12 protein-coding genes and 1 pseudogene are annotated in these 13,570 nt (G+C 66.0%); 7 read left to right on the top strand and 6 right to left on the bottom strand.

Annotated elements, in window-relative coordinates; genetic code table 11:
• Positions 1-252 precede the first annotated feature (252 nt).
• Both ABZ004_RS29085 and ABZ004_RS29080 read left to right on the top strand, forming a co-directional pair.
• Positions 253-2,334 (top strand): ATP-dependent endonuclease, encoded by a 2,082-nt coding sequence (locus ABZ004_RS29085; RefSeq protein ID WP_355684258.1) that lies wholly within the window; start codon positions 253-255, stop codon positions 2,332-2,334.
• Positions 2,318-4,171, top strand: a complete 1,854-nt coding sequence (locus tag ABZ004_RS29080; protein ID WP_355684257.1) for a UvrD-helicase domain-containing protein — start codon at positions 2,318-2,320, stop codon at positions 4,169-4,171. The genes ABZ004_RS29085 and ABZ004_RS29080 overlap by 17 nt, the downstream gene beginning before the upstream one ends.
• Positions 4,172-4,237: 66 nt before the next feature.
• On the opposite strand, the gene ABZ004_RS29075 is transcribed toward ABZ004_RS29080, so the two are convergent.
• The 3 genes and pseudogenes from ABZ004_RS29075 to ABZ004_RS29065 form a co-directional block, all read right to left on the bottom strand.
• Complete coding sequence (locus ABZ004_RS29075) at positions 4,238-4,339, bottom strand: GMC oxidoreductase (protein ID WP_355684342.1); 102 nt, start codon at positions 4,337-4,339, stop codon at positions 4,238-4,240.
• Entirely contained in the window at positions 4,318-4,809 is a 492-nt protein-coding gene (locus ABZ004_RS29070) for a GMC oxidoreductase (protein WP_355684256.1), read from the bottom strand. The genes ABZ004_RS29075 and ABZ004_RS29070 overlap by 22 nt, the downstream gene beginning before the upstream one ends.
• A gap of 2,039 nt (positions 4,810-6,848) precedes the next feature.
• Positions 6,849-7,022 (bottom strand): annotated as a pseudogene (locus ABZ004_RS29065) (DUF255 domain-containing protein); the annotation flags it as partial.
• Positions 7,023-7,143: 121 nt separating this feature from the next.
• Between ABZ004_RS29065 and ABZ004_RS29060 the strand changes: the two are divergent.
• Together ABZ004_RS29060 and ABZ004_RS29055 are read left to right on the top strand one after the other, a co-directional pair.
• On the top strand, positions 7,144-7,500 hold the full coding sequence (locus tag ABZ004_RS29060; RefSeq protein ID WP_355684255.1) for a DoxX family protein: 357 nt from the start codon (positions 7,144-7,146) through the stop codon (positions 7,498-7,500).
• Positions 7,501-7,519: 19 nt separating this feature from the next.
• Positions 7,520-8,395: a sigma-70 family RNA polymerase sigma factor gene (locus ABZ004_RS29055; RefSeq protein WP_355684254.1), complete on the top strand. Its 876-nt coding sequence runs from the start codon at positions 7,520-7,522 to the stop codon at positions 8,393-8,395.
• 39 nt (positions 8,396-8,434) lie between these two features.
• On the opposite strand, the gene ABZ004_RS29050 is transcribed toward ABZ004_RS29055, so the two are convergent.
• The 3 genes from ABZ004_RS29050 to mca form a co-directional block, all read right to left on the bottom strand.
• The gene (locus tag ABZ004_RS29050) at positions 8,435-9,457 is read right to left on the bottom strand and encodes a CopD family protein (protein ID WP_355684253.1); all 1,023 of its coding nucleotides are present in this window, start codon (positions 9,455-9,457) and stop codon (positions 8,435-8,437) included.
• Positions 9,458-9,555: 98 nt separating this feature from the next.
• Positions 9,556-9,864: a hypothetical protein gene (locus ABZ004_RS29045; RefSeq protein ID WP_355684252.1), complete on the bottom strand. Its 309-nt coding sequence runs from the start codon at positions 9,862-9,864 to the stop codon at positions 9,556-9,558.
• A gap of 41 nt (positions 9,865-9,905) precedes the next feature.
• Positions 9,906-10,817, bottom strand: coding sequence for a mycothiol conjugate amidase Mca (gene mca, locus ABZ004_RS29040; protein ID WP_355684251.1), 912 nt, complete (start codon positions 10,815-10,817; stop codon positions 9,906-9,908).
• On the opposite strand from mca, the gene ABZ004_RS29035 reads away from it, so the two are divergent.
• The 3 genes from ABZ004_RS29035 to ABZ004_RS29025 all read left to right on the top strand — a co-directional run bounded on the left by ABZ004_RS29035 (position 10,805) and on the right by ABZ004_RS29025 (position 13,153).
• On the top strand, positions 10,805-11,218 hold the full coding sequence (locus tag ABZ004_RS29035; protein ID WP_355684250.1) for a DUF4307 domain-containing protein: 414 nt from the start codon (positions 10,805-10,807) through the stop codon (positions 11,216-11,218). The genes mca and ABZ004_RS29035 overlap by 13 nt on opposite strands.
• A gap of 190 nt (positions 11,219-11,408) precedes the next feature.
• The gene (greA, locus tag ABZ004_RS29030; protein ID WP_355684249.1) at positions 11,409-11,921 is read left to right on the top strand and encodes a transcription elongation factor GreA; all 513 of its coding nucleotides are present in this window, start codon (positions 11,409-11,411) and stop codon (positions 11,919-11,921) included.
• 410 nt (positions 11,922-12,331) lie between these two features.
• The gene (locus tag ABZ004_RS29025; RefSeq protein ID WP_355684248.1) at positions 12,332-13,153 is read left to right on the top strand and encodes a DUF72 domain-containing protein; all 822 of its coding nucleotides are present in this window, start codon (positions 12,332-12,334) and stop codon (positions 13,151-13,153) included.
• Positions 13,154-13,570: the final 417 nt, after the last annotated feature.

Here is a 13,570-nt window from a genome sequence, read left to right as displayed (position 1 = left end):
ACGTTAATCGACGACAAGGTCGCGGAGCCTACCGCGACCCTCTTTTGCGCGTCGACGGCGTCTTCGACGCGGAGTACCAGGTGCCGCCGACGGTCACTGGCACGATCACCGACGACGACTGACCGGCCTCGGCGCTGTCCCGGCCGCCGTGGCCACGCCGAAGGGTTGGCAACTCTGGGTAATCAGTGCATAATCTCTATCTCGATCGGTGTGGGGCGGAAATGCGCACCGATACCGTAGGGGGAAATTTCTATGCACTTGCAGTCTTTCGCGATCAGAAACTTTCGGCGACTGCGCCGGATCACGGTGGATCTGGACGACGAGGCAACGATCTTCGTCGGCGCCAACAACTCCGGAAAAACGTCGGCGATGCACATCTTCCAGTATTTCCTGACCAAGGGTGTGAACTTCGGGATTCACGACTTCAGCGCCGCCTGCTGGCAGCAGTTCAACGAGTACGATCCGGCCGTCGAGGGCGCGGCCCTGCCGGACATCACCCTCGACCTGTGGTTCGACGTCGACGAGACCAACCTGCACCGGGTGATCGACCTGCTGCCGGACCTCGAGTGGGAGAACTCGGCGCCGGTCGGCGTCCGATTGTCTTTTGAGGCCAAGGATCCAGCCGACCTGAACGCGAACTATCTGGCGATGAAGGACGAGCCGGGACAGTGGCCCGAGGACCTGCACGACTACCTGCGCAAACGGCTCGGAGTCGAGTACCACGTCGTGCACTACAAACTCGACCGCCGGCAGTTCGACGATCAGTTGCTGCTGAAGCCCGGGCAGACTCTGCAGGTCCTTGAAAAAGGCACGGAAATCCTGCGGTCGATCATCAAGGTCGACCTCCTGCACGCCCAGCGGCACCTCGCCGACACCGAACAGCGTGGCCGCGACGAGGATCTCTCCCGCACCCTCGGGCGCTATTACCAAAGCTATCTGGAAAAGCCCGATCCGGCGCAGGCGCCGTTGCAGGCGCTGGCCGATACCGAGGTGGGCATCAACAAACACTTCAACAAAGTCTTCGGCCCGATCGTGACCCGGCTCAACAAACTCGGATATCCGGGCATCGACAATCCCGATCTGATGGTGAAGACCGAGCTCCGCGGCGAGACCCTGATGAACACGAGCGCCCAGGTGCACTATGTGGTGCCCGGCGCCCCGGCCGGTCAGCCGGCGATCACCCTGCCCGACCGCTACAACGGGCTCGGGTTCAAGAACCTGATCTACATGGTGGTCGAGATCGTCGCCGCCCACGAGGCCCGCAAGCAGATGGCCGAGGGCCAGCCGCCGGTGCACCTGATCATGGTCGAGGAGCCGGAGTCGCATCTGCACGCCCAGCTCCAGCAGGTGTTCATCCGGCAGCTTAAGAGCATCATCGACGACGTCGAGGACCCCGGCACGCAGTTCGTGCTGACCACCCACTCCTCGCACATCGTGTACGAGGACTTCAGCTCGATCCGCTACTTCGCCAGAGTGCGCGACAAGGACACCTTCCGCTACAGCGACGTCCGTGACCTCTCGGTGTTCTCCGACGAGGTCGAGGCCGACACCCGGAAGTTCCTGCTGCAGTACCTCAAGCTGACCCACTGCGACCTGTTTTTCGCCGACGCAGCCATCCTGGTCGAGGGCAACGTTGAGCGGCTGCTGGTGCCGTTGATCATCGCCCAGTTCTGCGACCGGCTGGCGACCTCCCACCTGACCATCCTCGAGCTCGGCGGCGCGTTCGCCCACAGGTTCAGGAAGCTCGTCGAGTTCCTCGGCCTGCACTGCCTGGTGATCACTGACATCGACAGCATCTCCGGACCGCCGAAGGCCCGGGAAGCATGCACCACCGACGAGCCCGGGGCGATCACGGCCAACCAGACACTGATCCAGTGGCTGCCCGCCGAGGAGAGCATCGAGAAGCTGCTGGAGTTCGAGCCGGAGAAGAAGGAATACCGCGGCGGTCCGGGAAAGGCGACGGTCCGGGTCGCGTACCAGACACCGCACGAGATCGCCTGGAACGGCGAGAAGCTGACCATCGCCGGCCGGACCTTCGAGGAGGCGCTGGCGTTCGAGAACCTCAGCTGGAGCCAGGACGACGCCAACAAGTCGCTGAGACTGAAGGTGAAGGATCCGGCCGATCTCGAGGCTGTCGTCCAAGGCGTCTTCGAGCGGGTCCGCACGCTCGACAAGACGAAGTTCGCGCTGACCCTGATCGAGCGCGAGGTCGACTGGACCTGCCCCAGCTACATCACCGAAGGGCTGGACTGGCTGGCCGACGAGATCTGCGACCTGGACGTGCCGCCGAGCGTGGTGCCCACCGAGGAGGTGACCGATGAGTCCTCGGATTGACAGTCCCAACACCCCGGCCGACGAGGAACTGCAGCAGATCCTCGCCGACCCGGAGATCTCCGGCTTCACCATGATCGCCGGCGCCGGCTCCGGCAAGACGACGTCGCTGGTGAAGGCGCTGCACCACGTGATCTCCACCCGTGGTGCGCAGTTCCTGGCGAACCGGCAGCAGATCGCGTGTATCACCTACACGGAGATCGCCCGGCAGGAGATCGAGGATGATCTGGCGAAGAGCCCGATCGCGCACGTCTCGACCATCCACAGCTTCCTGTGGACCCTGGTCGAGCCCTTCCAAGGCGACATCCGGGGCTGGCTGGACGAGAACGGGCGAGCTGCTCTGGCCGAGCTCGAGGACAAGTACGCGAATCCGGGCTCGCGGACACAGCAGAAGACGCTGGATGCTCTCAAACGGCGGATCGAGCGTCGGCGCGACGGGCTGGCGAAGATGGACAAAGTCGAGAAGTTCCAGTTCGGAGTGGCCACCAGCTACGGCGAGGGGATCGTCGGTTATGCCGACGTCCTGAAGATGGTGCCCGAGCTGATCCTGGCCAAGCCGCTGTTCGGCAAGCTGATCGCCCGCAGGTACCCGTTCGTGTTCGTCGACGAGAGCCAGGACACCTTCAAGTCCGTGGTCGACTGCCTCCGGCACGTCGCGGTGACACAGAAGGCGCATTTCTGCCTGGGTTTCTTCGGCGACCCGGTCCAGAAGATCTACAGCACGGGGATCGGCGCGATCGCCCCCGAGGACGGCTGGCGCAGGGTGGAGAAGCCGGAGAACTTCCGGTCACCGCTGCGGGTGCTCGAGGTCATCAACTCGATCCGGGCCGATGCCGACGGCCTCGAACAGGTCTCCGGCCTCCCGGCCGACCGGCAGCGCGAGGGCGAGGTCACGTACTTCGTGTTTCCCCTCGGCACTGATCGCAACGCATTACTGCAGAAGGCGCGGGGCTGGCTGGAGCAGCACTCCGGCATCGGCGCCTGGCACTGCGAGAAGGACACCAAGACGCTCGTCATCACGCACCGGATGGCGGCCGGCCGGCTCGGCTTCCAGGCCTTGTACGACGCGTTCCACGGAACGCGGCTGCAGGAAGGCTTTACCGAAGGGAACGCCTGGCCACTTACACCGTTTCTCAGCACCCTGCTACCTCTGGTCGAGGCGGCGAACAGCAACCGCGCTGAGCTGCTACCGCGATTGCGAAAGTCGAGCCCGTTGCTCCGGCCGGAGAACGTCGACGAGACCACCGTGCGACCGACTCTGGCGACTCTCGCCGCAGGTGTGGACGAACTCGTCAAGACGGTGGCGGACGGCGGTCCCGGGTCTGTTCGCAAGGCGTTCTCGGTGGCGCACGAGCGCAGCCTGGTCGAGCTCGACGACCGCCTGCTTCAGGTCCTGACGGAGGAACCGCCGGAGTCCGAGGATGACGAAGATCAGATGCTCACGGCACTGATGCAGTGTGATGTGGCCGAACTGCAGGGTTACGCCCGCTATATCGGCAACGACTCGCCGTACTCGACGCAGCAAGGTGTTAAGGGCGCGGAATACAAGGACGTGATCGTCGTCCTCGACGACGACGAAGGCCGGCACTTCCAGTTCTCCTACAACAAGTACCTCGGCCTGGAGAACCTCTCGAAAACGGAGTCGGCCAGGGGCGCCGACGAAGAGACGAGCATCGACCGCACCCGTCGCCTCCTCTACGTGTGCGCCTCGCGCGCCACCCGGGCACTGGCCATCGTCCTGTACGCCGTCGACGTCGACGCAGCCACCAAGGCAATACAGGACTTACTACCCGGCGCCCACCAGGTCTCCACCGAGGACCTCGCCTCGGTGGAGACCTGAATGATCAGGCGGTGATTCGGAAGGTCGGCGGCCTTTTCGGCGATGGCGAGGACGGTGGCGTGCGGGTTAGGCGGCAGGTACCGACGGCATCAGCGAGGCGTCGACGACGCGGAGGCCGGAGATACCGTGGACGCGGAGTTCGGGGTTTACGACGTCGGTTGGCGAAATTCCGATTCGGCAGGTTCCGACCAGGTGATGCTGGCTCTCGTTGGCCAGCCGGATGTAGGCGCTGCGACCCTCCGGGACGCCTCCCAGGGTTCCGGGAACGCCTCGTCCTTGCGCCAGTACGACAACGACTCCGCCGCTCCCACCTCACGGGCGATCCGTACGCCGGCCTCCAGCGTGTCGAGATCGGCAGGGTCGGAGAAGAAGGCCGGGTCGACCAACGGCGTCGTATGGGCTGATGCGTCCGCCAGATTGACGGTGCCACGACTCCTGGGCGACAGCAACGACGCGTAGAGGGTGCAGACAGGATGGCCCTTGTCGAGCAGTTTCGTCGGTACCGGCACCGTCACCAGTGCGGGCTGGATGTCCGACGTCGGACCGTTCAGGCCGGTGCTGATGTGGGCGGCCGCCTCGAGGTGGTTGAGCAGGCTGGGCTGCAGTTCCCCGGCGATCGTGTAGACGACCGGGACCATCGCGTGGTCCTGCAGGTTCGCCCCGATGCCGGGGCGGTCGGCAACTAAGAATACCTCTGGAACAAGCGCCCACGACGGCACAATCGCTGCACCGGCTCCACGACAACACAGGCAGCACATTGGTTGCTATGCCTCCACATGGGCTGCGTGGGGCCATGAGCGAACCGGTGAAGGCCCAGGGTCTAGATCAGGGCACGTAGAGGACGGATGGTGGGCTCGCTGGCGACCGAGGACTGGGGCACGTCCGGCCGCCGGTCTCGCTGGGGCGACTGAATGACCAGGCCGAGACCTCGCAGGTGCCCTGATCGGCCTGATCGGTCTTGTGTGGCCGCCTGCGGGTCCATCCGGGGTACACCAGAGTCCCGGCATGACCAGGTCTCGGCCCACCAGGGTGTTGAGGGATTCCAGCCTCCATTCCAATGTCGCCGAGGGCCGCACTGCCGCGCCAGGCTCGCCCGTATGGCCACCAGACGGTCCCGCGCGACGCCTTGGAGGGGGTATTGGGGTCGGACACATCACGGTGCCAGCGAGGAACGCGCTTGCTAGAGCTCACAGGTCCCTTATCTCGGCACGCAGGGCCCCGGCAACCGGTGCAAGGCCACCAGGTCACAAACTGCGCCTCGATGCCGGAGAGCGCAGGCCCAGGGACCGCCTGAGAGACCGGCGTCTAGGGTCAGGTGACGCCCGCCCCGATAGCGCCGTCGGCGCTCTGCATCAGAGAGGCTCGGCGTGAGGCCGCGCCGCCGCGGTGTCGTCCTGGCTGCTGAGCTCCCAGTTCAGCCATCTGGTTCCGACCGTCGATCGAGGCGCGCGCGTCCCGCCGCTGAACGGTGCTCAACGTCCCACAACGCCCAGTGCTGGTCTCCTGATTCGGCCAAGAGATGGGATGCGAACAGCTTTCCGTACTTTGGCCCGTACCTGGCAGATCCCAGACATGGGGAAGGCCCCTCCGATTCAGGCGTTTTGCCTGGTCAGAGGGGCTTTGGTGGAGCCGCCTATCGGAATCGAACCGATGACCTTCTCAATCCCCGGTCCAAGGCAAGGGCCTGCAGGTGTCCAGCTCTGACCGAAAGCGATACATCCTGACTCGATCGCAGCAGCCGAGCATACCTGGCGTACAGGCGTCTGGATCATCGTCGAGAGGGTCGAGCGCGTGAGAGACGATCACGTGCTGCATGGAGTACTTCTGCCCATCATTGTCTATAGGGAGTCACAGGCCATCGACTCATCTCACCCAGGACGTGGTTCATGTCAGGACGCGGCATCTCCGCGGATCGCGCCGCGGTCCTGGTCCATCACGCTTTACACGCCCGGACGATCGGCTCGGTCGCACGATGAGCCGGTCAGCGAGTCCGGCATCGCGTTCGACGCGGGACCTCACCCGAGGCGCGTATTCCTCAGCGCGCAAGAGGTAATCGCGCGCTACCGTTGGGGGCATCGCGGGGACTACCAGAACCTCCAGGATCGCGAGCTAGTCCCACCGCCGGTTGTGAGGCACCCGGATCGCTGGCGGCTCGATCAACTGCTTGCCAACGAGGATCGCCACAGCGCTCTCTCGGAGAAGGAGTTGGAGAGGTTGATGGCGGCGAGCCAGCCGACCGCGCCGGATCGCGAGTCGGAACCGGGCGCGCATCGCCGCATGGCGACCCTCCTCCCCCAGCCCAAGCAACAGCACCGCCGCTCCGCCTGACCTTCGCTGCGGCGTGCGGCTCTGTGAGGGTCGGCGGCTCTTACCAGGATGCGCCTTGCCCAGCAGAAGTTGACCATCGTTCGCCCTCTCGACCGCACTCGTCCAGAGGCTCGCATCCACGGCCGTTCGGACCGGGGGCGATATCGGATAGCTTGAGGCGGTGATCAGCCTGGGGCGGCGCAAATGGCCCCGCCACCATCGTGTCGTTCGGGTGTCACGCGATGCATCAGAGTGATGCATTAGGTGTTGCAGACGCTGCGGAATATGGCCGAGCCATGCGCCAACAAGCCGCGTTTTGCGCCTGGATCACAGGGATCCCGACCCTACGGGGTCCCCACTGGAGCGGGCTGGCAATCACATGACACCAATGACAAGCCGAATACCCGATGCTCAAGAACACCGGCACGTCCCGCTCCCGAGCCTCCGCGAACGCCCCTTCCGACCACTGCCGCCAGTGCACCGGGTTGTCGGCGTGCTGCCGCAGATACGGAGAACTGGACTTATCAAGCTCGTTGGAGGCCATGCCCCAACGGTAGACCGTGACGTTTCCCGAACACGCAAGAGCTGATCCGGTTCACCACTCAGGCACAGCTAGCGATACTCCCGTGGTGTCAGGTTCTGGCGGCGCGGCGTGTCAAGGTTGTATGCGCATCACTTACCTCATCGCCACAGTCCTGGCGGCGGTCATGAATGGCTATGCCGCGACTTTGAACTTCGTCGGCGCCGGGTCGGTCAAGGAAGTCGCCGACCGTGTGCGAGTGCCGCACCGGTGGATTGTCCCGTTCGGTGTCCTGCTGGCCTTCGGGGCGGTCGGACTGCTGGTCGGATTGGCTGTGCCGTTCGTCGGCGCTGCTGCGGCCAGCGGGCTCATCCTGTACTTCGTCTGCGCCGTGACCGCCCACCTACGTGTGCATGACAGTCACTTTGGTGGCGCGGTCTTCTTCTTGCTTTCGGCAGTAGCCGCGTTGGTCACCGACGTCGTCTATCGGAACCCAGGGTGAGTCCTGGAGAGTGGAGGCGATGACCGAACAGGAATGGCTCGAGGAGTTCGAGCAGCACCGGCCGCGGCTTCATGCGGTCGCTCACCGGATGCTCGGGTCGGTGGACGACGCGGACGATGCTCTGCAGGATGCTTGGTTGCGAATCCGCGACCAAGCTCCGGAGAGCGTCGAGAACATGCGTGCATGGCTCACGACAGTCGTCGGCAGGGTGTGTTTGAACATGCTGCGCGCTCGACGCTCGCGACGTGAAGTGTTCTCCGAAACGCATGTGCCTGACCCGATCGTGACGGTGGCCGACACTGTCGGTCCCGAGGAGGAGGTGCTCCTCGCCGAGGCCGTGGGCCCGGCGCTACTGATCGCGCTCGACGCATTGACTCCTGCCGAGCGGTTCGCTTTCGTGCTGCACGACGTGTTCGGCGTCCGGTTCGCGGAGATCGCCGCCGCTCTCGACCGGTCCGAAGCGGCCGTGCAACAACTCGCCAGCCGTGGCCGTCGCCGGATGCGGGGCGCGCAGACGGCTGAGCGTGACCTCGTGCGACAGCGCCAGGTTGTCGACGCGTTCTTCGCGGCTTCGCGCGACGGGAACTTCGAAGCCCTCCTCGAGGTGCTGGATCCCGACGTCGAACTGCGCATCGACGGCGGCGTCCTCCGCGCCGATGCATCGCTCGTACTGCGCGGGGCCGATGCCGTGACCCGGCACACGACGACCTATGCGAGGCTCTTCCCGTTCCTCGAACCCGCGCTGGTCAACGGCGCGGCCGGAGCCTTGGTGGTGACGCAAGGCCGACTGTTCTCCGTGATGGGCTTCACCATCTCCGACGGTCGAATCTCCGCGATAGAAGCACTCGTCGACCCCGAGCGTCTGGCGCGACTCGACCTCGACCGCCGCAGATAGGGCGAGGTAGAAGACCGCAGCTCGTTCAGACCCTCACCGTCAGGCGGTTTGGGCTAGTGCTACTGAGAGGCCTATGGCTACGGCCATGATGACCAGTTCGGTGCCTACCAGTTGCCAGAAGGCGGTGTTGGATTCGTCGACTTTTTCGATGACTCGGCGGCGGTGGAACCAGCCGCCGATGATGAGGACGAGGAAGGCGAGGGTTTTGGCGAGCAGCAGGCCGCCGTACGCGTCGGAGGTGAGGACGTCGAGGGCTGAGCCGAACCCTCCGCCCTTGGCGGCGAGGCGGCCGGCTGCGCTGATCACGCCGCTCACCAGGACCGCGATCGACGATGCCAGTGCGACCTGGCTGAACCGTTCGAGCACCAGCGGCAGCCCTTGCCGGCTGGCTCGCCCGTAGCGGACCAGGCCGGCAAGCCCGCCGACCCAGGTGGTAGCGGCGATCACGTGAATGACCAGGGCCGCGCCCGCGAGTACGACGTACGACTCGTTGCGCGGGTAAGTCGTCAGCGCCGGCGGGACCAATGCCGCGATCGCGACCAGTACGCCGATTCCCGCCGCCGAGGAGGTCTGCACCCGGCGTACGCCGATCGCGAGGGCCACGACGAGGATGCCGGTGATCAGCAGCGACTTCACTTCCGGTACGCCGAGCGCGTCGTCGAGCTTCAGGCGGAGCAGGTCGACCCGGGTGTTGGTGAGCACAGCGGCCGTGATGATCGCCCCACCGAACGCCGCGACCGCCCAGATGATCGCCGAGTTGCTCGCGTCGCGCACCGCGCGCCGGCCCTGGATGCCGAGTGGGCCGCCGTCGGTACGGAGCAGGACGACAGCGGCCAGGAGTGCGCCGGCGCAGCCGACCGTGGCCAGCGTCGAGACGAGGTGGAAGAACGGAAGCAACCAGTAGACGAAGAGGCCGGGACCGCCGATCCCGTCGTCGTGAGGTTCACTGCCGGCGGCGAAGAGACCGACCACCAGCGCGACGGAAGCGACCAGCACCGCGCTCATACCACCCGCGACCAGACGTCCGGGCACGCGATGCCGGGCGGCGCGGGTCGCGGTCACAGAGCGTTCCCGCCCTCGACACCTTGGTTCGACACGCGCTCACTATAGGGGGGTCGCGAAAAACCGCCACGTCACGACACCATCTCGTGACAATCCCCTTACCTAGTTGGTTTCGAGGCTTCCGGGTCAGTCGTCTCCGGCGCGGCAGCGCCAGCCTGGTCCGCTGAGCTGTCCGTGGTCGGCTGGTCTACGGACAGTGCTCGGCCGGGCGCAGTCCCGCCCCCGTCCGACGGCTGTCCGTCGGTGGGATCGAAGTCGATCCGCTTCAGCTGCTTGCCCATGTTGCGCCAGAGCAGCACCGTGGCGGCACCGAGCGCGAGCACGATCAGCAGCGCGACCCAGCCGGGCCGGACCGAGTTCGGGTCGATCTCGGTCATCGGGAGCCCGGTCGTCAGAAGTGGGGTCATCGCGGTCACCTGGCCAGTGTCTCACCGTCGTCGTCCCGCCCTCAGCGCAGCCCCGCGAAGAGGTCGTCCTCGGGCAGTTCGGACTCCACCAGACTGCGCGCCAGTTCGTAGTCCTCGGTCGGCCAGGCCTGCTGGTGAACCTCCAGCGGCACGGTGAACCAACCGCCGTCCGGGTCGATCTGGGTGGCATGCGCGAGCAGCGCCCGGTCCCGTACGCCGAAGTACTCCGCGCACTCCACCCGGGTGGTGATCCGGCGCTCGTTCTCCGGGTCCGGCTTCCAGTCCTTCAGCCGCTCGGCGTACGGCGACTCCAGGCCGCGGGCGACCATCGCGTCGTGCAGCGCCTTCATCCGCTCGCGATGGAAGGTGTGGTGGTAGTACAGCTTCAGCGGCTGCCACGGCTCACCGAGCTCCGGGTACGCGTCCTTGTCACCAGCCGCCTCGAAGGCCGCGACGGTGATCTGGTGGCACATCACGTGATCCGGATGCGGGTAACCGCCGTTCTCGTCGTACGTCGTGACGACCTGCGGCCGGAACTCGCGGATCAGCTTCACCAGTGGGGCCGCGGCGTCCTCCACCTTGAGCAAGGCGAAACAGCCCTCCGGCAGCGGCGGCAGCGGATCGCCCTCGGGATAGCCGGAGTCGACCCAGCCGAGCCATTCCTGCCGGATGCCGAGGATCTCGCGGGCCGCGTCCATCTCCTGGCGGCGGATCTCGCTGATGTTCGCCAGTACCTCGGGGCGGTCCATCTTCGGGTTCAGGATCGAGCCACGCTCACCACCGGTACAGGTGGCCACCATCACGTCGACGCCCTCGGCGACGTACTTCGCGGTCGATGCGGCGCCCTTGCTGGACTCGTCATCGGGGTGAGCATGGACATGCAGCAGACGGAGATCTTCGGTCACAAGACACAATGGTCCTCCAAGCCCGAGGAGAACCGTTGACCGACCCATCCGCAACCGACCTGGACGCCCGCTACGGGCGGGGCCGCGGCCGCCGTCCGCTGGTGCTGGGAATCATCGGGGTGCTGGCGCTCGCCGGCCTGGCCTGGCTGCTCTGGGCGGCGTTCGTGCAGTCCAACCCGCCGGTCTCGTCGCGGATGATCGGCTTCACCATCGACTCCCCGACGTCGGCGACGGCGAACTTCCAGGTGGACCGGTCCAAGAGCGTCGAGGCGTCCTGCCGGTTGCAGGCGAAGGCGGCCGACTTCTCGATCGTCGGGGAGCTGACAGTCACCGTTCCGGCGGATTCTCCGCGCCGGCAGAGCCTGGAGGCGAAGCTGACCACGCAGCGGGACGCGACGGCCGTCGTACTGGTCGGTTGTACTACCGCGGACGCTCATCGGCCGCACTGAGCCGTCGCTTCCTGATCCAGGCGGGGTAAACGATTGCCTCCGGCGCCGCGCAAACGTTTGCGCGAGGTCGGAGGTGGCTGTGAACTGTGGGGTTCCGGGCCCGATCTTGCTAGGCTCAGAGGATTGGTCGCCGTCGACGACGGCGGCCAACGCATTTTCCTGTCCATCCCATCGATACAAGGAGCAGCCCATGACGCAGAAGATTGACGAGGAAAGCGTTGTCTGGCTGACACAGGATGGCTATGACCAACTGAAGTCCGAGCTCGAGCATCTCAAGGGCCCGGCCCGTGCGGAGATCACGCAGCGGATCAGCGACGCCCGCGACGAGGGCGACCTCAAAGAGAACGGTGGCTACCACGCCGCCAAGGACGAGCAGGGCAAGATGGAGGCGCGGATCCGGCAGCTCGAGGACATGCTGCGCCGGGCCCGGGTCGGCGAGACCCCGAAGGCCGGCGGCAAGGTCGAGCCCGGGATGAAGGTCTCCATCAAGTTCGCCGGTGACGACGACGTCGAGACGTTCCTACTCGGCTCCCGCGAACTGCTGGCCCTGGACGCGTCGGTCGACATCGACGTCTACTCGCCGCAGTCCCCGCTCGGCTCGGCGATCCTCGGCAAGAAGAAGGGCGACAAGGCAACCTACGCCGCCCCCAACGGCAAGGACGTCACGGTCGAGATCGTCGCCGCAGTTCCCTTCACCGGCTGACCTTCCCCCACTTCCAGCGCCCCGGTGAACCTTCACCGGGGCGCTTCGCTTTCCAGACACCTCCGAGCACGACCCCCGGGCGCTCTCCTTCCCGGGCAACTCCCAGGACGATCCCGGGGCGCTCTCCTCCGGGCAACTCCCAGGACGATCCCGGGGCGCTCTCCTTCCCGGGCAACTCCCAGGACGATCCCGGGGCGCTCTCCTCCGGGCAACTCCGAGGACGATCCCGGGGCTCGGACAGGAAAGAGCGGGCGGGGACACGTTATTTCCTGTCCCCGACGACAGCTCGGTGTCCGAGCCCGCAGTTTGGAGTGTGCCCGCGGGCGCAGTTTCCTGTCCGGGGCCGCAGTTTGGGGTGAGTGTCGCGCGGACGCAGTTTGGTATGTATCCGCGCGGGAGACTGGGGGGTTGTGGGTATTTGGATCGGGACTTCGGGGTGGGTCTATCCGCCGTGGCGTGGAGTGTTCTACCCGAAGGGGCTCGCTCAGAAGCGGGAGTTGGAGTATTTGTCGCGGCAGGTGAACTCTGTCGAGATCAACGGGTCGTTCTATTCGCTGCAGCGGCCGGAGAGTTATGCGCGGTGGCGGGCGAGTGTGCCGGACGACTTCGTGTTCTCGGTCAAGGGCGGCCGGTTCATCACGCACATGAAGCGGTTGCGCGACGCCGACACCGTACTCGCCAACTTCTTCGCCTCCGGCCTGCTCGCCCTCGGTCCCACCCTCGGCCCGATCCTGTGGCAGACGCCGGCCAACCTGCCGTTCGAGGCCGAGGTACTCGACCAGTTCCTGGCAGCACTACCCCGTACGACTGGCGAGGCGGCAGCGCTTGCCGCGAAGCACGACGAGCGCCTCGACGGTCGGGCGCTCACCGAGACCGACGTCGATCGTCCGCTCCGGCACGCGATGGAGGTGAGGCATCCCGGTTTCGCCGATCCCGCCTTCACCGACCTGCTCCGCAAGCACGGGGTCGCTTGCGTGATCGCCGATACGGCAGGCACCTGGCCGGTCTTCGACCAGGTGACCACCGATTTCGTCTACGTCCGGCTGCACGGTGACGAGGAGCTCTACACCAGCGGCTACACCGACAAGGCCCTCAAACGCTGGGCCAAACGCATCCGCGGCTGGGCAACAGACCACGACGTCTTCGTGTACTTCGACAACGACGCCAAGGTGATGGCGCCCAGAGACGCCATCACCTTGATGCACCTCCTCAACCTCTCCCCCAGCCCCTGAGCGACGGCTTAACTCCTCTTGGCGCGGTTCCCCCATCGGCGCACCAGTGGGGTAACCACAACAGGAGGGGTGAAGCACACCAACTGCCCGACCTCTTACGTACCAAGGAGGCAGCCACGGCTCACCCCGAGAGGCGATCACCCACCCGGAGGGGTCGCCGGCGGGCGGCTCACCCGGAGGGGTTGCCGGCGGGCGGCTCACCCGGAGGGGTTGCCGGCGGACGCTCCCGGAGAGGTAGCCGGGGGCACGCTCACCCGGAGGGGTAGCCCGCGGACACTCCCGGAGAGATAGCCGGGGGCACGCTCACCCAGAGGGGTAGCCGGCGGACACTCCCGGAGAGATAGCCGGGGGCACGCTCACCCAGAGGGGTAGCCCGCGGACACTCCCGGAGAGATAGCCGGGGGCACGCTCACCCGG

This window comes from Kribbella sp. NPDC006257, assembly GCF_040613535.1.
In the GTDB taxonomy this organism is placed as follows: Bacteria; Actinomycetota; Actinomycetes; order Propionibacteriales; family Kribbellaceae; genus Kribbella.
Note: the sequence above shows the minus strand (reverse complement) of the source record. Positions and strands in the feature narration are given on the sequence as shown.